This window comes from Nocardiopsis sp. NPDC055824, assembly GCF_053616335.1.
Genome location: NZ_JBSHDN010000010.1, coordinates 52,496 through 74,495 on the forward strand (window position 1 = coordinate 52,496; position 22,000 = coordinate 74,495).

The 22,000-nt window shown below is 74.4% G+C and carries 18 protein-coding genes and 1 pseudogene; 12 read left to right on the forward strand and 7 right to left on the reverse strand.

All coding sequences use genetic code 11. From position 1 onward, the window contains the following. The first annotated feature begins 23 nt into the window (after positions 1 to 23). The 6 genes from meaB (at position 24) to ACWGL3_RS04785 (ending at position 6,142) form a co-directional block, all read left to right on the forward strand. A complete protein-coding gene (gene meaB, locus ACWGL3_RS04760) occupies positions 24 to 1,067 on the forward strand; it encodes a methylmalonyl Co-A mutase-associated GTPase MeaB (RefSeq protein WP_267947712.1) in 1,044 nt (347 codons plus the stop codon). Between the two features lie 350 nt (positions 1,068 to 1,417). After that, a complete protein-coding gene (locus ACWGL3_RS04765; protein ID WP_267947713.1) occupies positions 1,418 to 1,789 on the forward strand; it encodes an STAS domain-containing protein in 372 nt (123 codons plus the stop codon). 11 nt (positions 1,790 to 1,800) lie between these two features. After that, a complete protein-coding gene (locus ACWGL3_RS04770; RefSeq protein ID WP_267947714.1) occupies positions 1,801 to 2,520 on the forward strand; it encodes a class I SAM-dependent methyltransferase in 720 nt (239 codons plus the stop codon). A 152-nt stretch (positions 2,521 to 2,672) separates the two neighbouring features. Continuing rightward, positions 2,673 to 3,071, forward strand: a complete 399-nt coding sequence (locus ACWGL3_RS04775) for a MerR family transcriptional regulator (RefSeq protein WP_267947715.1) — start codon at positions 2,673 to 2,675, stop codon at positions 3,069 to 3,071. Continuing rightward, positions 3,068 to 3,400: a thioredoxin family protein gene (locus tag ACWGL3_RS04780; RefSeq protein ID WP_276567183.1), complete on the forward strand. Its 333-nt coding sequence runs from the start codon at positions 3,068 to 3,070 to the stop codon at positions 3,398 to 3,400. Before ACWGL3_RS04775 ends, ACWGL3_RS04780 begins: the two co-directional genes overlap by 4 nt. A gap of 291 nt (positions 3,401 to 3,691) precedes the next feature. Then, entirely contained in the window at positions 3,692 to 6,142 is a 2,451-nt protein-coding gene (locus ACWGL3_RS04785) for a PEP/pyruvate-binding domain-containing protein (RefSeq protein WP_267947716.1), read from the forward strand. A gap of 73 nt (positions 6,143 to 6,215) precedes the next feature. Here the strand turns inward: ACWGL3_RS04785 and ACWGL3_RS04790 are convergent, their stop codons facing one another. Next, entirely contained in the window at positions 6,216 to 6,935 is a 720-nt protein-coding gene (locus ACWGL3_RS04790; RefSeq protein WP_452460903.1) for a MerR family transcriptional regulator, read from the reverse strand. 96 nt (positions 6,936 to 7,031) lie between these two features. On the opposite strand from ACWGL3_RS04790, the gene ACWGL3_RS04795 reads away from it, so the two are divergent. Continuing rightward, complete coding sequence (locus tag ACWGL3_RS04795; protein WP_267947718.1) at positions 7,032 to 7,511, forward strand: DUF6194 family protein; 480 nt, start codon at positions 7,032 to 7,034, stop codon at positions 7,509 to 7,511. 145 nt (positions 7,512 to 7,656) lie between these two features. Here ACWGL3_RS04795 and ACWGL3_RS04800 read toward each other — a convergent pair whose 3' ends face one another. After that, positions 7,657 to 8,349: a hypothetical protein gene (locus ACWGL3_RS04800; protein WP_452460904.1), complete on the reverse strand. Its 693-nt coding sequence runs from the start codon at positions 8,347 to 8,349 to the stop codon at positions 7,657 to 7,659. 10 nt (positions 8,350 to 8,359) lie between these two features. Further along, the gene (locus ACWGL3_RS04805) at positions 8,360 to 8,740 is read right to left on the reverse strand and encodes a hypothetical protein (RefSeq protein ID WP_267947720.1); all 381 of its coding nucleotides are present in this window, start codon (positions 8,738 to 8,740) and stop codon (positions 8,360 to 8,362) included. Positions 8,741 to 9,047: 307 nt separating this feature from the next. Between ACWGL3_RS04805 and ACWGL3_RS04810 the strand changes: the two genes are divergently transcribed. Next, positions 9,048 to 10,031, forward strand: coding sequence for a LacI family DNA-binding transcriptional regulator (locus tag ACWGL3_RS04810; protein WP_267947721.1), 984 nt, complete (start codon positions 9,048 to 9,050; stop codon positions 10,029 to 10,031). A gap of 548 nt (positions 10,032 to 10,579) precedes the next feature. On the opposite strand, the pseudogene ACWGL3_RS04815 reads toward ACWGL3_RS04810, so the two are convergent. Both ACWGL3_RS04815 and ACWGL3_RS04820 read right to left on the reverse strand, forming a co-directional pair. Continuing rightward, positions 10,580 to 10,741, reverse strand: a pseudogene (locus ACWGL3_RS04815) (BldC family transcriptional regulator); the annotation flags it as partial. 143 nt (positions 10,742 to 10,884) lie between these two features. Continuing rightward, positions 10,885 to 11,367: an ATP-binding protein gene (locus ACWGL3_RS04820; protein ID WP_267947722.1), complete on the reverse strand. Its 483-nt coding sequence runs from the start codon at positions 11,365 to 11,367 to the stop codon at positions 10,885 to 10,887. A gap of 351 nt (positions 11,368 to 11,718) precedes the next feature. On the opposite strand from ACWGL3_RS04820, the gene ACWGL3_RS04825 reads away from it, so the two are divergent. Together ACWGL3_RS04825 and ACWGL3_RS04830 are read left to right on the forward strand one after the other, a co-directional pair. Beyond that, a complete protein-coding gene (locus tag ACWGL3_RS04825; protein ID WP_267947723.1) occupies positions 11,719 to 12,519 on the forward strand; it encodes a helix-turn-helix domain-containing protein in 801 nt (266 codons plus the stop codon). Then, complete coding sequence (locus tag ACWGL3_RS04830) at positions 12,516 to 12,776, forward strand: DUF397 domain-containing protein (RefSeq protein ID WP_344176671.1); 261 nt, start codon at positions 12,516 to 12,518, stop codon at positions 12,774 to 12,776. Before ACWGL3_RS04825 ends, ACWGL3_RS04830 begins: the two co-directional genes overlap by 4 nt. Positions 12,777 to 13,045: 269 nt before the next feature. Here ACWGL3_RS04830 and xylA read toward each other — a convergent pair whose 3' ends face one another. Then, positions 13,046 to 14,203 (reverse strand): xylose isomerase, encoded by a 1,158-nt coding sequence (xylA, locus tag ACWGL3_RS04835; protein ID WP_267947724.1) that lies wholly within the window; start codon positions 14,201 to 14,203, stop codon positions 13,046 to 13,048. A gap of 203 nt (positions 14,204 to 14,406) precedes the next feature. Then, the gene (locus ACWGL3_RS04840) at positions 14,407 to 16,398 is read right to left on the reverse strand and encodes a beta-galactosidase (RefSeq protein WP_267950221.1); all 1,992 of its coding nucleotides are present in this window, start codon (positions 16,396 to 16,398) and stop codon (positions 14,407 to 14,409) included. Positions 16,399 to 16,772: 374 nt separating this feature from the next. On the opposite strand from ACWGL3_RS04840, the gene ACWGL3_RS04845 reads away from it, so the two are divergent. Together ACWGL3_RS04845 and ACWGL3_RS04850 are read left to right on the forward strand one after the other, a co-directional pair. Further along, positions 16,773 to 19,379, forward strand: coding sequence for a glycosyl hydrolase family 95 catalytic domain-containing protein (locus ACWGL3_RS04845; protein WP_267947725.1), 2,607 nt, complete (start codon positions 16,773 to 16,775; stop codon positions 19,377 to 19,379). A gap of 256 nt (positions 19,380 to 19,635) precedes the next feature. Beyond that, a complete protein-coding gene (locus tag ACWGL3_RS04850) occupies positions 19,636 to 21,984 on the forward strand; it encodes a WD40/YVTN/BNR-like repeat-containing protein (RefSeq protein ID WP_276567184.1) in 2,349 nt (782 codons plus the stop codon). The last annotated feature ends 16 nt before the right edge of the window (positions 21,985 to 22,000 follow it).

A 22,000-nucleotide genomic window follows, 5' to 3' on the forward strand; every position in this document is an offset into this window, starting at 1 on the left:
GAGGGGCCGGAAGGGGAGAAGGCGTGGGCGACGAGGGATCCGCACCGGGGGCGCGCGGAGGCGGGAGGCGGCCGGTCGACGTGGCCGCCCTCGCCGAGGGGGTCCTGTCCGGGCACCGGCCGACGCTGGCACGGGCGATCACCCTGGTGGAGTCACGCCGTCCGGACCACGCCCGGTCCGCCCAGGAACTCCTCGTCCGGCTGCTCCCGCACACCGGGAAGGCCCACCGCGTGGGGATCACCGGGGTGCCGGGCGTGGGCAAGTCCACCTTCGTCGACACGCTGGGCACCCGGCTGACCGGCGCCGGGCACCGCGTGGCCGTCCTCGCCGTCGACCCGTCGTCCACGCGGTCGGGCGGGAGCATCCTGGGGGACAAGACCCGGATGGCCCGCCTGGCGGTCGACCCGAACGCGTTCATCCGGCCCTCGCCCACGGCGGGGACGCTGGGCGGCGTCGCCCGGGCGACCCGGGAGACCATGCTGCTGATGGAGGCGGCCGGGTTCGACGTGGTCCTCGTCGAGACGGTGGGCGTCGGCCAGTCCGAGGTGGCCGTGGCCGCCATGGTGGACTGCTTCCTCTTCCTCACCCTGGCCCGCACGGGCGACCAGCTCCAGGGCATCAAGAAGGGCGTGCTCGAACTGGTCGACGTGGCCGCGGTCAACAAGGCCGACGGACCCCACGCCGACGACGCCCGCAAGGCGGCCCGCGAGCTGTCGCGCGCGCTGCGCCTGCTCCAGCCGGTGCACCCGGGGTGGCGCCCGCCGGTGCTGACGTGCAGCGGCCTCACCGGGGACGGGTTGGACGAGGTGTGGGAGGCGGTCCTGCGGCACCGCCGGACGCTGGAGGCCGACGGCGCCCTCGGGGAGCGCCGCCGGGACCAGGGCGTCAGCTGGATGTGGGACCAGGTGCGGGACAGGCTGATGGACTCGTTCCTGAGGGACCCGGGGGTGAGTTCCCTCATCCCGGGGACGGAGGAGGGGGTGCGCTCGGGGGAGACGACGGCGACCCTCGCGGCGCTCACCCTGCTGGAGGCCTTCACCCAGGGTGACGCTTCCCCGAAGGGGTGAACACACGGTGACCGGATCGGGGGTCTCGGCGCCGGTGCTCGACGCGGGTGCGGCCGCAGGGGCTCCATGTCGTGAAATGACCCAGCGTAAACGGGTGATACCACCTGGCCGGAGGGAGGTTCGTGCCCACGAGGCGAAAATTTCTTGCCCTATGCCATTCCCGAACGGGCGGTTCGCTTATACCGTGTGTGTCCAACGACCTACCAGACTCGCGGACGCGCAAGCGTCCTGCCCCCGGTGGTCCGGTTCTGTGGGAGTGGCGCCGGGCCGGGTGGGCGCGACTCGCCTGTCTGCGTATGGTTAAGCGAGGGACCCCTCACCATCTCAATGTGGGGCCGGGAGGAGTGAACGTGCACAGGCTTGGGCTGAGCACGCGGGTAGAGAGCCGCAGCGTCATCGTCGCGATCGAGGGAGAACTCGACATCGCGACCGCCGCCGACCTCCAGGAACACGTCCAGTCCGCCGTCAAGGACCACGGTCCGTGGCTGATCCTGGACCTGTCCGGTCTGGACTTCATGGACTCGAGCGGCCTGAACGTCATCATCAACGCCTACCGGACCGTTCGCGAGATGGGCGGATCGCTGGCACTGGCCGCCCTCAACGAACGCGTCACCAAGGTCGTCCGCCTGGTCGGCCTGCACCGCCAGGTCCCGGTCCACCAGACCGTGGCCACCGCCGTCGCTGCCATGGAGGCACTGGAGGCCAAGCGGCAGGCCGGGTAGTCTCCGGCCGCATGAGCCGGTTTCTCCCCCTGGGTCCCGTCGACTTCTCGTGGGACCACAACAGCCACTACCACGATCACCTCCTGCGCCAGGTGCCCGGGCACGGCCCGCCCGCCGGCCGCCGGGGCGCCCCGGGGCCCTCGCGCGACGCGCTCCGCGCGCGGCCCCGGGCCCTCGACGTCGGTTGCGGCGGCGGCAGGTTCGCCCGGGTCCTCGCGACCCGGGGGTTCGCCGTGGACGCCATCGACCCGGCGAGCCGGATGATCGACCTCGCACGGACGCTGACACCGCCCCGGCTGCCGGTCGACTACAGGGTGGCCTCCCTGGAGGAGGCCGAACTGGACCCGGCGGGGTACGGGTTCGTCAGCGCGGTCTCCAGCATCCACCACATGCCGTTCGGGCCGTCCCTCGAACGGATGGCGTCCGCCCTCGCCCCCGGCGGGACCCTGGCCGTCCTCGGCCACTACCGGGAGCGCGGCGGGACCGACGCGGCCGTGGGCCTGGCCGCGCTCGGCCCGCAGTGGGCGATCGGCGTCGGCCTGGGACTGGCGCGCGTCCTCACCGGCACGCCCGACCTGCACAAGGTGGGGCCCACGGCCGAGATGCCCGTCCGCGAGCCCGACATGGACATGGGCCAGATCGCCGAGGCGGTCGACAGGCACCTGCCCGGGGCCCGGCTGCGCAGGCTGCTGTTCTGGCGGTACTCGCTGGTGTACCACCGCCCCGCCTGAACCCGGGGTCCCGCCCCGGCCCTCCTCCCGTCCCGGCGCCCGCCCCGGTCCTGTCCCCGGTCCTCCTCCCGTCCCCGCCCCGGCCGCGGCAGGGCGGACCGGCCCCGAACTCCCTTGCCCTGACGCGGACGTCAAGGTCTAGCGTGGCGTCCATGCGCATCGGAGAGTTCGCGGAACGCGCGGGGGTCAGCACGAGGACCCTGCGGTACTACGAGTCCCGGGGGCTGCTCCCCACCCGCCGCGCGGTCAACGGCTACCGCGTCTACGACGACGAGGACCTGCGGCTGGTCGAGCAGATCCGCACGCTCCAGGACTTCGGCTTCGGACTGGAGGAGACCCGGCCGTTCGTGGAGTGCCTGCGGGAGGGCAACCCGACAGGGGATTCCTGCCCCGCCTCGCTCGACGTCTACCGCGACAAACTGGCCGAGCTCGACGCGCTGATCGGACGGCTGGGGGCGGTACGCGCCCAGGTGGGCGCACAGCTGGCCCGGGCCGAGGCGGACAGGTCCGCCGCGCCCGAGCCGCTGTGCCAGACGAGGGGACACGGATGAACGGTACGACCGGGCTGGACGAGGTCACGGACGCGACCTTCGACGACGAGGTGCTGGGGGCGGACCGGCCGGTCCTGGTGGAGTTCACCTCCGACCACTGCCCGCCGTGCAGGCAGATGGTGCCCGTGCTGGACGCGGTCGCCGCCGAGACGGCCGGCCGGATCAGGGTGGTCAGGCTGGACGTCGGCGCCAACCCCGGGACCACGCGCGCCTACCGGGTGATGGGGACGCCCACGATGCTCGTCTTCCGCGACGGCGCGCCCGTGATGACGATGGTCGGGGCCCGTTCCAGGCGCCGCCTCCTCCAGGAGCTGGAGGACGTGCGGTGAGGCCGGGCCGCCCGTATCCCCTCCGGTACGGGCGGCCCCGGTCCGTCCGCGGCTCCCGCGGCTTCCATGGATTCCGCGGTGCCGTGCCTTCCGGGCCGCCGCCCTCCCCTCGCCGTGCGCGGCGGAGCCGCCCCCTCCCCGGGGAGCCGGGGGCGGGGCCCTCCCCTCCCGTCCCGGCCCGCCCGGCGACGGGGGAGGGGGCGACGACCCGAACCCGTCCTGTGGAAAACCCGGTGCACCCCCCTCCCGCGGGGAAGGATGGAGGAGGACGGGAAGACGGAGGTGACGGCCGTGCCGGTGATTCCACTGGATCGGATCGACGCGGACCCGGCCGGGCCGGTCGGCGGCAAGGCCGCCGGGCTCGGCGAGGTGATCAGGGCGGGTGAGAGGGTTCCACCCGGCTTCTGCGTGACCGCCGCGGCGCACGCCTCCGGGGCGGTGCCCGAGGACGAGGTGGCCGCCGCTTACACGGCACTCGGCGGCGGGCCCGTGGCCGTCCGGTCGAGCGCCACCGCCGAGGACCTGCCGGAAGCCTCCTTCGCCGGACAGCAGGACACCTACCTCGACGTCGAGGGCGTCGAGGACGTGCTCGACGCCGTCAGGCGGTGCCGGGACTCCCTGTGGACGGACCGCGCCGTCGCCTACCGGCGCGACCTCGGCATCGACGACGCCTCCGTGCGCATGGCCGTCATCGTCCAGCGCATGGTGCGCCCCCGGGCGGCCGGGGTGCTGTTCACCGCCAACCCGGTCACCGGCACCCGCGGGGAGACGGTCCTCGACGCCGTGCCGGGGCTCGGCACGGCCGTCGTGGACGGCAGGGCCGAGCCCGACCACTACGTCGTCCGCCCCGACGGGAGCACCGACGGGCCCCCGGACGGCTGCCTCTCCCCCGGGGAGGTGGACGGGCTCCGGGCCGCGGGCACACGGCTCCAGGCCCACTTCGGCGCTCCGCAGGACGTCGAGTGGGCCGTCGACCACGACGGGACCGCCTGGATCCTCCAGTCCCGCCCGATCACCACCCTGTTCCCCCTCCCCCCGCCCTCCGACGGGCCGCGCGCCTACCTCGAGTCCGGCAACATGCAGGGCATGCTGCGGCCCTTCACCCCCATGGGGTTCTCCGGGCTCCGGGTGGCCGGCCTCGCGTGGTTCCGCGCGGTGGGGGCGTCGAGGGGCGGCGCGTGGGAGCGGTCGGTCGCCGAGGTGGGCGGGAGGTTCTACCTCGACCTCACGCCGTTCCTGCGCAACCGGGTGATCCGGGGTCTCCTGCCGGGGCTGATGAACGTCTACGGCCCCCGGACCGCCGCGTCCGTGCGCGCGCTCCTCGCCGACCCCCGGTTCGCGCCCCGGCGCGGCGGGCGCGTCGACCCGCGCGCCGTGGCCCGGATCGTCGCCGGGGTCGCGCCGCTCACACGCGACTTCGTCGCGGGGGCGGCGACCGCCCTCGCCTTCCCCGACGACGCCAGGCGCCGGGTCCTGCGGGCCGGGCCCGAGATCCGACGGCAGATCGCCGAGTCCTCCAGGGGCGTCGTCACGGCCGGCGAGCGCCTGGCCTTCGCGGAGGGGGTTCAGGTCCCGGTGATGACGGGCGGTATGACCCCCATGCTGGGGGCCCTGTACACCGGCATCCTCTCCGCCAAGGCACCCGAGCTCCTGCTCCGGGGCGTGGCGGCCCCGGGGGAGGTCGCCACCGTCCTCGGGGGCATGCCGCACAACGTCACCACGGAGATGGACCTGGCGCTGTGGCGCCTCGCGGAGGAGGCCGGCCCCCACCGCGCCCTGCTCGGGGAGACGCCCCCCGGGCGGCTGGCCGAGCTGTACCGCGCCGGGGAGCTGCCCGAGTTCGGGCTCGGCGGCTTCCTGGAACGCTACGGCCACCGGGGCGCGGCCGAGATCGACGTCGGCGTGCCCCGCTGGGCGGAGGACCCCGCGCCGCTGTTCGGGGTGATCGCCAACTACCTGCGGGTGGACGACCCCGACCAGGCGCCGGACCGGCGCTTCGCCCGCGCGGCGGCGGAGGCCGAACGCATGCGGGACGAGCTGGTGTGCCGCGCGATGGAGTCCAGACCGGTGCGGGCCCGGTTGGCCGCGTTCTTCTTCGACCGGGCGCGCGCACTGTCCGGACTCCGCGAGTACCCCAAGTTCGCGTGGCTGTTCGCGATCGGGGAGATGCGGCGCCAGCTCCTCCTGGTCGGGGAGGCCCTGGTGGCCGAGGGGAGGCTGGACGCTCCCGACGACATCATGTTCCTCGATCTGGAGGAGGCCCGGGCGGCGCTGGACGGGGCGGACCGGCGACAGCTCGTCGCCGAGCGCCGGGCGGTGTACACGCGGGAGCGGCGGCGCCGCAGGGTGCCCCCCGTGCTGCTGTCCGACGGGACGGACGTGGAGACGACCCTCCCCGCCCTCTCCACGGGGGACGCGGGAGACGGTGTGCTGTTCGGGGTGGCCGCGTCCGCCGGCACCGCGACGGGTGTGGCCCGGGTGGTCCACGACCCGGTCGGGGCGTCGCTGGGGCCGGGGGAGATCCTGGTCGCGCCCACCACCGACCCGGGATGGACACCGCTGTTCATGACCGCGGGCGGGGTGGTGGTGGAGACCGGTTCGACGGTGGCGCACGGACCGACCGTGGCCCGGGAGTACGGCATCCCCTGCGTGATCTGCGTGCCCGGCGTCACCGAGCTGGTCCGTGACGGAGGGACCATCACGATCGACGGCGGCGCGGGCACGATCCGGCTGGAGGACTGAGGAACGGGGGGCGGGGGGAGGGGAGGGGGCGGGGGACCCCCACCCCCGTGGCCGGCGGCGCACGGGGCCCGCTTCACCCGCGCCGGTCCCCGTCCGCCCCGGGAGGCCGCTCCCCCACCCGGACGACGAGCGCGGCGAGGGCGGCGGCGCCGTCGAGGAGGGACCTCGACCGGGCGTCGATGCTCGCGTCCCGGGCGTCCAGCGCGGTCGCCACCTCCTCCCACCGGCGGGCGTGCCGCAGTTCGGGCATCATCGCCCGCAGCGTGGCGACACGGTAGCCGGACAGGCGCAGCTGATGGACGATCCGCGCGTCACGGACGTCGTCGGGGAGGTACCGCCGCGGACCGCGCGGTGAGGAGCGGGGCGGCGCGACGAGGCCTTCGGCCTCCCAGTGCCGCAGTGTCGAGGGGCGCACGCCGAGTGCGGCGGCGAGCTCGGAGATGCCCATGGCGTCCGAGGGGCGCACGTCACCGATCGGTTCGGCGGAGATCAGGCCGGCGGCCGTCCTGGCCAGAGCGAGGTCCCGGCGCTCGGTGTGGAGCCGCGCGTGCGCCGCGTCGAGCAGTGCGAGCGGTTCCGAGCCGGGGCCCGCGTGCACCGCCCGCATGATCCTTTTGGCCTCCACGGGCCCCGTGCCGTGCGCGAGAGCCCGGTAGGCGAGCGCGGAACCCACGTGCGACGCGTCGTAGACCCGGTAGCCGGACCCGGTGCGCGGCATCGGCGGCAGCACACCGTCCCGTTCGAGGTTGCGCACCTGTTGGACCGAGTACCCGGCACGGCGTGCGACGTCCACGGTTCGCAGAACAGCCGACTTGCGACTTCTCACCGGACTGCCTGGGCTTCCTTGGGGCCAAGTCTCCACAAGCACATGAAGTAAATACTAGAAGGCATGACCACAGAAGAGATCATGGGATTCGTCGGCGGCCTCGACGGGGTTCTGACCCTCCGGCCCGGGCCCGGGGACGGTTCGCCCGAGCTCAGCTGGGGCGACACGTTCTTCTACTACGCTCCCGACGGCGAGGTCCCGCGGACGACCCAGCCGTTCGCGACGATCGTGACGAAGGACTACCCGGAGGACACGTCGTCGCGCCTGGACCGCCCCGGCGCCTTCCGCCTGAACATCTCCGCCGGCAAGGACGCCTTCGTCGAGCGGACGGGACGCCAGCCGCGTGACGCGGCCGCGGACGGGGCCGACCCGAGCGAGACCGACGCCCTGGTCCCCCACCCCGTCTACGGGGCACTGGGGTGGCTGTCCGTGGTCGAACCGGGTCCGCGAACGGAGCCGGCCGTGCGGGACCTGCTGGTCACCGCCCACAGCCTGGCCCGCTCGCGCTACGAGCGGCGTGCCGGAGAGGATCCGGCCCGGTAGCGGTCACGCCCGCCCCCGGCAGCGGACCCGGCGGCCGGAGGAGGGGGTGCGCCGGTCCGTCGGCGCGGGTGTCCGGGGTCGGCCGGGGCGGAGCCCGGCCGGGGGACGTCACCCGTTGCCCCGGCCCCGCACCCGCTCGGGGCGGTCACATGCCGCCTCCTCCTCCGTCCCCGCCGCCTCCTCCTCCGTCCCCGCCGCCTCCTCCTCCGTCCCCGCCGCCTCCTCCGCCACCGCCGCCGCTGTGTCCGCCGCCGTCACCGCCGCCCCAGCCCGAACCGCCGCCGTCGCCACCGCTCCCGCCGGTGTCCGTGCCGCGGTCGCCGTACGGCACACCGCGGTCGGGGCCCGGGACGCCTGGGCCCGGAGCGCCGTACACCGGCTGCGGGCCGTACCCGGCGGAGGCCGCACGGCCCGGAGCCGCGTGGCCGGGGCTCGGCCGCCCCCGGGGACCCGGACGCGGTCGCCGTCCCGGCCCCGGGGCCGGCGCCCCCGGGTACCCGGGTCCCCGCGCCGGACCGGGCCCCGCCCGCATCAGGGCGACGACCAGCAGGACGACGGCCCCGCAGACCAGCAGGGCGTCGAGGACGTCGAGGGCCATCGGCGCGATGCCGCTGAGCAGGAGGTACCGGTCGGGAGGCAGCCCCGAGGCGATGAGTACCGGGGGGAGGAGGGCGCCGACGGCCTGGAGGAGGGCGGCGGCGAGGAACAGGGCGCCGGCGGTCCGCACCGTGCCGGGGGAGCGGGGCGCCCTGCGGGCGCGCACGAGGGCGACGACCCCGACCGCCGCGACCGGTCCCGCGACGACAACGCCGGTGACGAGGATGCTCAGGATGTACACGTCGGCCTCCTCAGGACGCCCGGTGTGTCGGAGGGACAGGGGGATGCGGCGTTCCGGGGGGACCGTGCGGGTCCGGGACGCGCCTGGTCGCCGCGACCACCAGGAGGAGCAGCCCCGCCGCGGACACGAGGCCGGGCACGAGGGAGACCAGGGTGAACAGGAGCGGGGGGACGGCGCCGTACCCGGGGTCGGTGAAGACGTAGTGGCCGCCGGCCCGGACGAGCCCGCCCAGGAGCGCTCCGACGGTGATGAGCGAGCCGCTCGCGGCCACCAGCCCCTTGCGGCCGGACGGCACCGCGAAGGCGAGGACCAGGACCACGAGGCCGAGGACCGCGAACAGGAGGACGGTCAGCGCGGAGAGGAGGACGGTGAGCAGGGGGGTGCTGGACATGGGGCCTCCGAGGGGCAGGACATCCCGACCCTAACGACGGGTGTGTGCTCCGTACCCGGTTCTGGCTGATTCCGGCCACAGGGGACCGCACCGGCCTCCACCCCGGCACCGCATGCGCGTCCGGCTCCCGACCCGCGGCCCCGATCGGCACGCCGTTCCGCGGCCGGCCTCCTCCGCGCCGGGCGCCGGATTCGCCCCGGTCCACCCCGGAAACACCGGCTCCGTGCCATGATGGCGTGGCATTGCGCCGGTTCGGCGCGGTGCGTAACATCTCTTCGAACCGGTTCGACAATGGACGGGACGGCACTTGCGGATCTCCGATGTGGCCCGGCACGCCGGAGTGTCGCCCAGCACGGTCTCCTACGTCCTCAGCGGCAAGCGTTCGATCTCCGAGGCCACCACGCGCCGGGTGCGGGAGAGCATCGACGCGCTCGGCTACCAGCCCCACGCCGGCGCCCGTTCGCTCGCCAGCCGCCGGAGCAACGTGATCGCCCTGGTCATCCCGTTGCGCGAGGACGTCCACGTCCCCGTCGCGATGCGTTTCGCGGTCTCCGTGGTCACCGCGGCCCGCGCCTTCGACCACGACGTCCTCCTCCTCACCCAGGGGGAGGGGCCCGACGGGCTGCGCCGGGTCGCCGGCAGCGCGATGGTGGACGGCGTGATCGTCATGGACGTGGAGGCCGACGACGCGCGCGTGCCCGTCCTGCGCTCCCTGGACCTGCCGTCCGTCCTGATCGGGGTCCCCGAGGACACCGAGGGTCTGACCTGCGTGGACCTGGACTTCGCGGCCGCCGGTGCGGCATGCGTGCACCATCTGGCGGACCTGGGACACACCGAGGTGGCGTTCGTCGGCCAGCCCCCGTCGGTGTACGAGCGGCGCACGGGGTTCGCCGAGCGCACCGTCGCCGGGTTCGAGGAGGCGGCGGCCGAGCGCGGGGTCGTCGCCACCTCGCACCCCTGCTCCCCCGACACCGTCCGCGAGGTCGTCGGCACGCTGGTCGGGGAGCACCCCGGGGTCACCGGCCTCATCGTGCACAACGAACCCTCGGTGGGCCCGCTGCTCGAGGCGTTCGCGGAGCACGGGCGCACCGTCCCGGGGCTGTCCGTCGTCGCCATCGGGCCGGTGCCGCCCGGAGTCCCGCCGCTGACCTCGGTGGACCTCCCCGCCGAGGAGGTCGGCGCCCGTGCCGTCGGCCTGCTCATGGACAAGATCGAGGGGCCCGCGCACCCGGGGGTGACCCTCCAGGTGCCGAGGCTGACCACGAGGCAGAGCACCGCGCCCCGGCCCTGAACACCGCGCTCCCGCCCGGGGCAGAACGGCGCCGAACGGTGCGGGCCGACAATCCTTTCGGGTGAAAGGGGTCGGGCTCGCCGTCCCCGGCGCCGGGTGCCGATCAAACGCGGTCGGGGCATTGTGCGGATGGGGATGCCTGTTCGGTCACAGGATAGAGGAGAAAGGCGAGGGGGAGGCTGCTTTTCGTGGAAGAGGCGAAAAAAATCATGCCCCTTCGGATTCTCGCAGTTCAGGGAGTTCGGAAAAGAAGGAATGGTTCTCCCGTCCCTGCCCCGGCAATGCTTGGTGTCGGTATTGGCCACTTTTGTTAACAGTGTGGGGGATGGGGACCTTTTCCGGCTGTGGGCCCCGGCCACGGCCCGGGCGATGCGGCAGCGGGGCCCGGTGGTACGTGTTCCCGCCCGGCGCGGTCAGCGGTGGCCGGTGCGCAGGGTTTCGATGAGGGCCGCGATGTGTCCGGCGTCGCCCACCGCCCCGACCTCCAGTGCGAGGGCGTGGACCTGCTCCAGGGCGCGGACGACCTCGCCGCTGCCCGTCCCCGCGTGCAGGACGTGGGTGATCTGCGACCTGGGGTAGCGGCGGTGTCCGCCCAGGGTCTTGACCGAGGACAGGCGGCCGTCCTTCTCCCAGCGGGCGACGGTCTTGGGGTCCACGCGGAACAGGCGGGCGACCTCGCCGGGCGTGAGGAGGTCCTCGGCGGTGTCCATGAGGTCGGGCAGGGACGAAGGGGCGGGCACGGAGCGGTCTCCTCGGTCGGTGGGCGGTGCGGGTGCGGTTCCCGCGTCTGCGGGTGCGTCGGTGCGCGGGGATGCGGCGGCGGGGCCGTGGGGGCTCGACCGCCGCACCCGGCTCAGGGGGTCTCGACCACGGCGCGGATCGTGAGCGGGCCCATCGTGGTGCCCCGCCACTCCCACTCCCAGTCCCAGTACACGGTCAGCTCGTCGACCAGGCGCAGGCCGGCGAGCGGGGCCCGGCCGGGCTCTCCCAGGCGCGGATACGGCACTTCCGCGCCGGGCCGGGGGCCGTCGTCCGTCACGCGCACGGTGAGCAGGAACGGGTTCTGGTCGATCACGATGCGTACGCTTCCGCCCGGTTCGCCGCTGAGGGAGTGGCGGTGGGCGTTCGAGACGAGGGCGGCCGTGACGCGTGCGACCCTGTCCGAGGCGGGGCCGAGGACGGTTCCGCGCACCCAGGAGTCCAGGGTCCGGTAGTCGGGTTCGGGGCCGAGGGCGATGCCGCTCCGGTGGCGCTCCTCGAAGCGGAGGCGGTGCGGGTACGGAACGGGTTCGGGGTCCGGGCCTGGAGGCGCCGGGGGTGCGGCGGCAGGCTGCATACGTCTCACCTCGTGGTCTCTGTCATCAGGTGGGCCCTGGTCCCGGCGGCCGTCTGCGTCCCCGGCCTCCGGGCCAACTCGTGCCGGGGGGCCGCCCCACCCTGTTCCTCGGTGGACGAAGCGGCCCCGCGTGTCCGGTCCTTCCGGCTCGGATGCGCACCTCCCGACCGGTGGACGGGTGGCCGGGAGCACCCCGTGCCGCCGCATCGTGGCCGGTCCGGGCCCCTCCCGGCGACGACTCTTCCACTTGTGGCATTTCCTGGTCTACATTCATTAGGAAAGACGTTGCCTTTCGTATGCCGTGCGATGACAAACGATAATCCAGCGATATGAGCGATGAGGTGTGGAGAAGTGGATTCCGCACGCGAGCGGTTCGGTCTACTGGTGCGCAAATACCGCCTGCAAGCAGGTATGACGCAACACGAACTGGCTCGGGCTGCCGTGATCGCCCAGAGTACGGTCAGCGAGTTGGAACGTGGTATCAAAGGGACACGGCGTGAGCAAGTGGTACGCATCGACAGGGCGCTTATCGCACACGACGTTCTCGTCAATTCCTGGGACACGGCCTTCTCGCCGTCCGGGATGAACACCTACTTCCGCGATGTCGCCGAGGCGGAGCAGGTCGCGGTGGAGATCCGGGAGTACGCGCTGGGGCTGGTTCCCGGCCTGTTCCAGGTGGCGGAGTACGCCCGGGCCGTCATCCAGATCGGCTCGCCGCACGCCTCCCCGGACGCCATCGAGCAGATCGTCGCGGCGCGGCTGAAACGGCAGGAGATCCTCAAGAGACCCCATCCCCCCAGGGTGACGGTGCTGTTGGACGAGACGCTGCTGCTCCGCCGCTTCTCGGACCCCGGCGTGATGCCGGCCCAGATCACCCATCTGATCAAGGCGTCGCACCGGCCCCGGATCACCCTCCAGGTCGTCCCGATGTGCACAGAGGGCCACGCCGGTCTGGGGGGCGCGTTTATGCTTAGTTCTGCCCCTGACCGTGGCACTTTCGCCTACGTCGAAGGCCACAAAGCGGGCATGTCCCTCAAGGAACCGGAGATCGTGGCCAGCTACGACCGGACCTTCGCGGAGCTGAGGAGCGCCGCCCTGCCGGTTCCCGCATCACGGTCTCTGATGGAACAGATTCGAGGCGATAGCGCATGATGGGCCAGAGCTGGCAGAAGTCCAGTTACAGCAACGGCGACGGCGGGAACTGCGTGGAGGCACGCGTTCACGCGATGGGCGAGACCTGGAAGAAGTCCAGCTACGGCAACGGCAACGGCGGCCACTGCGTGGAGGCCCGGACCGTTTCCGCCGCCTCGCGCGTGCTCCTGCGCGACACGCAGAACCGCGGGTCCGGCCACCTGTCGGTGCCGGTCCGCGAATGGGACGCACTGCGTCTCGCACTCAGCGGTCAGTAGTCCCGCACACAGTTCCGCCCCCTGCCAGGGCTGTTGGCAGGGGGCGGTCGTGTTCTGCTCGACCAGGCTACCCGCAGGTCACCGCCTGTGCCGGTGACCAAAGTCCCCTCCCGGAGCGTCAGGGCGCGGTCGCTTCCCGTACTCGCCCGAGGTCACGCCGCCCCTCTGCCGGACGGCTGCCCCGGTCGGCCCGGTTCCACCGCGAACACCCGTCGGCCCGTCCGCGGCAGGAGCCCTCCGCGCTCCGCGGTGCCCGGCCCGGGGCCGCGTCAGCGGACGCCGAGGAGGTGCTCCAGGGCGAGCTGGTCCAGGCGCTCGAAGTGGTAACCGCGCTCCCCGACCTCCGCCAGGTCGATCTCCTCCGCCAGGACGTCGGCCAGGCTCTCCTCCCGGCCCAGCGTCGGCACCGACAGCTCCGGCACGCGCGAGGCCTCCAGTGCGGCCACGACCTCCGGGTCCGCGCGGAACGCCGCGGCCTTCTCCTTGAGGATCAGGTAGTTGCGCATGCACGCCGAGGCGGACTCCCACACCCCGCTCATGTCCTCGGTCCGGGGCGGCTTGAAGTCGAAGTGCCGGGGGCCCTCGTACCCGGCGCTCTCCAGCAGGTCCACGAGGAAGAACGCCTCCTTCACGTCCCCCGCGCCGAACCTCAGGTCCTGGTCGTACTTCACCCCGCGCTGCCCGTTGAGGTCGATGTGGAACAGCTTCCCGGCCCACAGCGCCTGGGCCACGCCGTGCGTGAAGTTCAGCCCGGCCATCTGCTCGTGTCCGACCTCCGGGTTCACGCCCACCATCTCCGGGTGCGCCAGCTCGTTGATGAACGCCAGCGCGTGCCCGACCGTCGGCAGCAGCACGTCGCCGCGCGGCTCGTTCGGCTTGGGCTCGATCGCGAACCGCAGGTCGTAGCCCTGGTCGATGACGTATCCGCACAGGATGTCGAACGCCTCGCGCAGCCGGTCCAGGGCCGCGTGGTCGTTCTTGCCCGCCTCCGACTCCGCGCCGTCCATGCCGCCCCAGCACACGTAGGTCTCGGCGCCGAGGGACACCGCCAGGTCGATGTTGCGGATCACCTTGCGGATCGCGTACCGGCGCACGTCCCGGCTGTTGGAGGTGAACCCGCCGTCCCGGAAGACCGGGTGCGTGAACAGGTTCGTGGTCACCATCGGCACCGCGAGCCCGGTCTCCTCCAGCGCGGCCCGGAACCGCTTGAGGATCGCCTCGCGGTCGGAGTCCGAGCTCCCGGGCGGGACGAGGTCGTCGTCGTGGAACGTGATCCCGTGGGCGCCGAGGCCGGCGAGCGCGCGTACCGCGTCGGCGCCGTCGAGGGGGGGCCGCACCGCGTCGCCGAACGTGTTGACGCCGCGCCAGCCCACCGTCCACAGGCCGAAGGTGAACCTGTCCGCGGGCACGGGCCGGTAGTCGCTCATGACGTGTCTCCTGGGGGTAGGGGCCTCCGATCAGTTTGTCTAGACAGACAACTAAATGTCAACGGTGCGGCGGTCCGGTGTCGGGGGCCCTGTGCGGTCCGGTGGCGGGGACCCGCCCCGCCCGGCCGGGTTCCGGACCCGTTCCCGCCGTGGGCCGGTGCGGGGCGGGGGCGGCGCCGGGGCGCGGTCCCGCCCCGCACCGGTCAGCCGGTGACCGGATGCCCGCGCAGGACGGCGACCCCGCCCCCCGGCAGGTTCAACCCCTTCGCCGACGCACCCGACAGCAGGTCCACGGCGTCCGGCCCCAACCCCAGCCGGGCCGGGTCGATGCGCCGGGGCCGGTCGTCGTGGTTGGTCACGAACACCCACGCCCCGTCCGGGCCGACCCGGCGCACCACGTCCAACCCGTCCTCGGGGAACGGGCCCGTGCCCGCCGCCTCGGAGACCACCCGGCCCAACCCGCGGTCCGAGAGCCGGGCCGACACGTACCAGGCCTCACCGGCCCCGTAGCGCCGCCGCGTCACGGCCGGGAACCCGTCCAGGGGCCCGCCCGCGTACCTGGCCACGGCCTCCGCCCCGGCCAGGTGGACGTGCTCGCTCCACGTCGTCACCTCCTCGCGGACCATCCCCAGGTCCATGCCGACCGTCTCCCCGGCGAACATCGGGTACATCTCCTCCACCCGCACCCCCAGCAGGTCCCGCAGCGCCCCCGGGTACCCGCCGGTCCGCACCGTCCCGGAGGGGTCGGCGAGCCCGCTCAGGTAGGTCACCACGAGGGTCCCGCCACCCTCGGTGTAGCGCGCCAACCGCTCCGCGGCCGCGTCCGACAGCAGGTACAGGGCGGGGACCACCAGCAGCGGGACCCGGGGCAGCTCCCGGTCGGGGCGCACGAAGTCCACCGTGCGGCCCGACCGCCACAGCACCCGGTGCACCTGGCGCACCGACTCCAGGTAGTCCACGCTCCGGGAGGGCAGCGACGGGCTTCCCAGCGCCCACCAGGACTCCGGGTCCCAGGTGACGGCGGCGTCCGCGACCACCTCCGCCTCGCTCGCCTCAGCCACACGGGGCAACAGGCTTCCCAGCTCGCACACCTCGCGGAAGATCCGCGAGTCCGGGCCGGCGTGCGGCACCATCCCCGAGTGCCACTGCTCCGCGCCGCCCCGGGAGGCCCGCCACTGGAAGAACATCGCCCCCCGCGACCCCCGCGCCACGTGCGCCAGGCTGTGCCGCACCGTCTCGCCGGGGCTCTTCGGGCGGGTCAGCTCGCCCGTGTAGGTCACACCCGCCGCCTGCTCCATCAGCAGCCACGGCCTGCCCCCTCCCGGGACCCGGGCCGCCCACGAGCGCGCCAGGTCGGCCGCGAACGCGGTCTGCTCCGCGCCGCCCTGCCCCGTCAGGCTGGGGTAGTCGTCCACCGCCACCAGGTCCAGGTGCTCCGCCCAGCGCCACGGGTCCACCGGCACCCAGTCCCCGAACGCCAGGTTCGTGGTCACCGGCACGTCCGGGCGCACCTCGCGCAGCACGTCGCGCTGGTCGAGGAAGTGGTCGAGCATCTCGTCGGACAGGAACCGCCGGAAGTCCAGCACGTGCGCCGGGTTCGGCAGGTACTGCGTGGCGCGCGGCGGCAGGATCTGCTCCCACTCCGAGTAGTGCTGGCTCCAGAACGCCGTCGTCCACGCCTCGTTGAGCCTTCCCAGGTCGTGGTGGTGCCTGCGCAGCCAGTCGCGGAACGCCCGCGCGGTGTGGTCCGAGTGCGACCACGACCCGTACTCGTTGTGGACGTGCCACATCCGCAGCGCAGGATGGCCCGCGTACCTCTCCGCCAGGGCGCGCGCGATCCGTGCCGAAGCCTCCCTGTAGGCCGGGGCGCACACGTCGTAGGTGTCGCGGCTGCCGTGCGTGAGCCGGGTGCCGTCGGCGGTCACCGGCATCGCGTCGGGGTACGCGAGGGTGAACCACGGCGGGGGGGACGCGGTCGGCGTGGCCAGCGCGACGCCGATCCCGGCCTCGCCGAGCCTGTCCATGGTCCGGTCCAGCCACTCGAACCGGTACTCGCCCTCGCGGGGTTCGAGGAGGCCCCAGGAGAAGACGCCCACCGTCACCAGGTTGACCCCGGCGCGGAGCATCAGGTCGACGTCCTCCTCCCGGACCTTCTCGGGCCACTGCTCCGGGTTGTAGTCGCCGCCGAACCACAGCGGGGACGACGGGGCGGCACGGAAGACCGGGGCGGAGGGCGCGCCGGGAGAGGCCGCGGGCCGGGCCGGGGGCGCCACGGGGGGTGTGACGGGCGGGGTCGTGGGCGGCGCGGCCGCGGGCCGGGAGGAGGGAGGGACCGCGGCCGCCGGGGCGGGGGGCTGCGCGGCGGGAGGCGTTGCGGGCGGGGTGGAGGGCGGTGCCGGCGGCGGGGCCCCGTGCGGGCTTCCCGCCGGGTCGGGGCGGTCCGGGGGAGGCGACGGCGGGGTGGGCATGGGGGCTCCTCCTAGGGTGGGCGCGGGCCGGTTCGGCGCGTGGGCCAACAAAGTATGGCGATACCGCGTCCCCCGGCGACACCCCCACGCGAGGAGCCCGCATGTTCGCGACACGTCAGGTCCGCACCCGCCACCCGGTCGCGGACTGGGAGGACGCGCTGGTCACCGGCAGCGGGCGCCTGGGCGCGCTCGTGCACTCCACGGCCGGCCGCACCCGCGTCACCCTCAGCCACGAACGGCTGTTCCTGCCCGTCACGGAGTCCCTGCCCGCCCCGCGGACCTCCCGGGTCCTGCCCGAGGTCCGGCGGCTCCTGCTCCGCGGGCGCTCACGGGAGGCCGCCGCGCTCATCGTCCGGACGGCGGCCGAGGAGGACCCCGGGTACGCGCAGACCCGGTGGATCGACCCGCTGGTGGGGGCGGCCGTGCTGTCGTTCGTCCCGCTCAGGCCGCGGTCGGGCCCGGTGGAGCGCCGGTGCGACCTGGACACGGGCCTGGTCACCGAGGACCTGCCGGGCGGTGTCGTGCACCGGGTCCTCGCCTCCCGCCCCGACCACGCGGTGGCCGTGGAGATCACCTCCGCCGGGGCGCTCACGGGCGCGGGACCCGGTGACGGCCCGGGGGCGGGCGACCGCGCCGGGGGCGGTGCGGCGGACCCCGGGTACGTGCCCGCCGCGGCCGTTTCCGAGGGCGGGACCGGCGGGGGCGGACTGGACGGGCTGTTGCGTCTCACCCTCCTGGAGGAGAGCCCGCCGGTCCGTCTGGCGGTGGAGTCCGAGACGGCCCCCGGGCTGATGGCGCTGCGCGTCGGCTTCCCCGAACGCCCGCCCGGAACCCTGCCGGGGTACACGGTGACCTGCGACGTCGTCGCCGAGGGCGGGAGCGTCCGCGTCGTGGAGGACGGCCTGGAACTCCGGGGCGCCACCCGCGTCAGGCTGCTCGCCCGCGTGCACGTGCCCGCCCCCGGGCCGCCACCGGCACCGGGGCCCCCGTCCCGCCCGGGGCCCCCGTCCGACCACGGGGCCGTCGGCGTCCCGCCCGTGCCGGCCGTCCCGGGGACCGCCGGGCCCGGCGTCCCCCGCGGCACTCCGGCCTCCGGTGCTCCCGGCGCTCCCCCCGCCGTGGACTTCGAGGGGATCCTCGCCCGCAACCGGGACGTGCACGGTGAGCTGATGGACCGGTTCCGGCTCCGCCTCGGCGGCTCCGGAGGACGCCCCGCCCCCGGGCGCGCCGGGAACCGCGACGGCGCCGCCGTCGGCGGGGCCGGCGGAGCGCCCCTCGGCGAGGACCTCCTGGAGGCGGGCCCCACCCCCGACCTGATCGCCCGCCTGGTCGACGCCGGACGGTACGCCGTCATCTCCAGCTGCGGCGACCTCCCGCCCACCCTCCAGGGGGTGTGGAGCGGCACCTACGACCCGCCGTGGCGTTCGGGGTACACCTTCGACGGCAACCTCCCCTCCGCCGTCGCCGCCCTCCACGCCACCGGCACGCCCGAGCTGATGACCGGCGTGTTCGACCTCCTCGACGGCATGGCCGACGACCTCGCCGAGAACGCCCGCCGCCTCCACGGCTGCCGGGGGGCGGTGCTCCCCGCGCACGCCTCCACCTCCGGGCGGCACAACCACTTCGGCCCCGAGTGGTGCCTCACCTGCTGGACGGCGGGAGCCGCGTGGATGTCCCGCCTCTACTGGGACCACTACTCCCACACCCGCGACCGCGCCTTCCTGCGGGACCGGGCCCTGCCCTTCCTCACCGCGGCCGGGGAGTTCTACGAGGACTTCGTCACCGCCGACGGCCTCGTCCCCTCCTACTCCCCGGAGAACACCCCCGGCGACGGTGACGGCCAGGCCGCCGTCAACGCCACCATGGACGTCGCCGCCGCCCGCGACCTGGTCCGCAACCTCGTACGCGCCCACCGCGTCCTCGACGGGTCCGCGCCCGGAGGCCGCAGGAACCGCGGCGCCCGCCGCTGGCTGGAGCTCGGGGCCCGCCTGCCCGGCTACCGGGTCGCCCGCGGCGGTGAACTCGCCGAGTGGGCCGGACCCGCGGTCCCCGGGGCGGTCGAGCAGACCGAGAACCACGCCCACCGCCACGCCTCCCACCTCTATCCGCTCTGGTACGAGACCGACCCGGCTCTCGCCTCGCCCCGCCTGCGGGCGGCGGCGGTCCGCGCGGTCCGCGCCCGCCTCGGATGGTGGCGCGGCCAGGAGGCCGACGAGATGGCGTTCGGCCTCGTCCAGCTGGGGCTGGCGGCGGCCAACCTGGGGCTGGCCGGGGAGGCGCACGAAACCCTCGGCCTGCTCGCCACCCGCTACTGGCGGCCCACCCTGGTCCCCACCCACAACAGGGGAGCGCTGTTCAACGTGGACATCGGCGGCGGGTTCCCGGCGGTCGTCGCCGCGATGCTCGTCCGCTCCTGCGAGGGCCGCCTGGACCTCCTTCCCGCACTGGCCCCGGACTGGCCGGGCGGACGGGTCGAGGGCCTGCGGGCGCGCGGCGGGATCATCGTCGACAGCCTCGACTGGGAGGGCGGCGCGGCCCGCGCCGAGCTGCGCTCGGTGGAGCCGCGCACCGTCGTGGTCGGCCTCCCCGACGGGACCCGGCGCACGGTCCGGGTCGGACCGGAACGGGCCGTCGGGGTCGTCTTCCGGACGGGGGTCGGCCACGGCCCCGCGGGCGCCTCCCCGGGCCGCTCCGGGCCGCGCCCCTGAGGGGGAGGGGCCGGCGCCGGAGGCGCCCGCCGTCCCGGCGCGGGGCCCGCGGGCACTCCGTCCACGTGTCCCCAGGACCGGCGGGGCCGGGCGCGGGGAGGCGGTTCCGCGCCGTAGTCGAAGCGCTTCGAAATTAATGCCACAACACCCCTTGCCGCTACTTGGTCGCCTCATCAGACTCATGGTGAATTCGCGCCTGCCCCCGGGCCCCGGATTTCCCGGCGGCGGACGTTTCCCCCCACCGAGGAGCCCGCACATGCCTCCGCACCCGTCCGGACCCCCCGAACCGTCCGAACCCCCCGAACTCTCCACCCGCTCGCGGCGGTTCCTGGCCGCCGCCGCCGCGACGGTGTTCGCCGCGACGGCCGCCGCGGCCGCCGTGACCACCGCCGACGCCGCCCCCTCCGGGCCGTCCCCCGCACAGGACGCGTACACGTGGGACAACGCGCAGATCGCCGGCGGGGGGTTCGTCCCCGGCATCGTCTTCAGCGAGACCGAACCCGGCCTGGCCTACGCCCGCACCGACATCGGCGGCGCCTACCGCTGGGACACCGCCACCGAGCGCTGGGACCCCCTGCTCGACTGGGTGGGCTGGGACGACTGGGGCTGGACGGGCGTGGTGAGCATCGCCACCGACCCCGTCGACCCCGACCGCGTCTACGCGGCCGCGGGCACCTACACCAACGACTGGGACCCGAACAACGGGGCCATCCTGCGCTCCGACGACCGGGGCGAGACCTGGGAGGCCACCGAGCTGCCGTTCAAGCTCGGCGGCAACATGCCCGGTCGCGGCCTGGGCGAACGCCTCGCCGTGGACCCCAACGACAACAGCATCGTGTACTTCGGGGCCCGGGGCGGCCACGGGCTGTGGCGCAGCACCGACTTCGGTGTGACCTGGGCCGAGGTGGAGGAGTTCCCCAACCCCGGCGACTACGTTCAGGACCCCTCCGACGGCACCGGGATGGCGAGCGACGTCACCGGGGTCACCTGGGTCGTCTTCGACCCGTCCAGCGGCACGCCCGGCGAGCCCACCCAGGACGTCTACGCGGGCGTCGGGGACCTCGACGACCCCCTCTACCGGAGCCGGGACGGCGGACAGAGCTGGGAACCCGTCCCCGGGGCGCCCACCGGGTTCCTGCCCGCGCACGCGGTCGTGGACCACGAGGGCGGGCAGCTCTACCTCGCCACCACCAGCACGCCCGGCCCCTACGACGGCGACTCCGGCGACGTGTGGCGGTTCGACACCGCCGGCGGCGGGTGGACGCGCATCAGCCCCGTGCCCTCCGACTCCGCGGACAACTACTTCGGCTACGGCGGACTCACCGTCGACCGGCAGGACCCGGACACGCTGATGGTCGCCACCCAGATCTCCTGGTGGCCGGACATCCAGATCTACCGCAGCACCGACCGGGGCCAGACCTGGACCCAGGCATGGGAGTACAGCTCCTACCCCGAGCGCGAGACCCGCTACGACATGGACATCTCCACCGCGCCCTGGCTCGACTGGGGAGGCGCCGGGACGCCCCCGGAGACCCAGCCCAAGCTCGGCTGGATGACCCAGGCCATGGCCATCGACCCGTTCGACTCCGACCGGTTCATGTACGGCACCGGCGCCACCGTCTACGGCAGCGACAACCTCACCAACTGGGACGACGACACCGTCTTCGACATCGAGGTGAAGGCCCACGGCATCGAGGAGACCGCCGTCAACGACCTGATCAGCCCGCCCGAGGGGGCGCCCCTCCACTCGGCGATGCTCGATCTCGGCGGCTTCACCCACGAGGACCTGGACACCGTCCCGGACCGGATGTTCCACGAGCCCCACTGGGGCGCAGGGACCGCTCTCGACTTCGCCGAACTCGCCCCCGCGACCATCGCGAGGGTCGGCGGCGGAGCGGACGACGCCGCCATCGGCCTGTCCACCGACGGCGGCGACAGCTGGTGGGCGGGACAGGAGCCCGCCGGGGTGACCGGCGGCGGCACGGTCGCGGTCGGGGCCGACGGCTCGTCGATCGTCTGGAGCCCGGACGGGACGGGGGTGCACGTGTCCACCACGAGCGGTTCGTCGTGGACGGCCTCCACCGGGGTCCCGGCCGGGGCCCGGGTCGAGGCGGACAGGGTGGACCCGGACGTGTTCTACGCGGTGGCCGGGGGAACCTTCTACACCAGCACGGACGGAGGGGCCGCCTTCACGGCGCGTTTCGACGGCCTGCCCGCCGAGGGCAACATCCGCTTCGGAGCGGTGCCCGGCCACACCGGGGACGTGTGGGTCGCCGGAGGGGCCGGCGACGACTACGGGATGTGGCGCACCACCGACGCGGGCACGTCCTTCGAGCGCGTCGAGGCGGTGGACGAGGGCGACGCGGTCGGCTTCGGCGCCCCCGCGCCGGGGTCCGACTACCCGGCGGTCTACACCAGCTCGCGGATCGACGGCGTGCGGGGGATCTTCCGCTCCGACGACGCGGGCGCGACCTGGGTCCGGATCAACGACGACCGGCACCAGTGGGGCTGGACGGGGGCCGTGGTGACCGGTGACCCGAACGTCTACGGCCGGGTCTACATCGGCACCAACGGCCGGGGCATCGTCTACGGCGACCCGGCCTAGCGCACGGGGCGCGGGG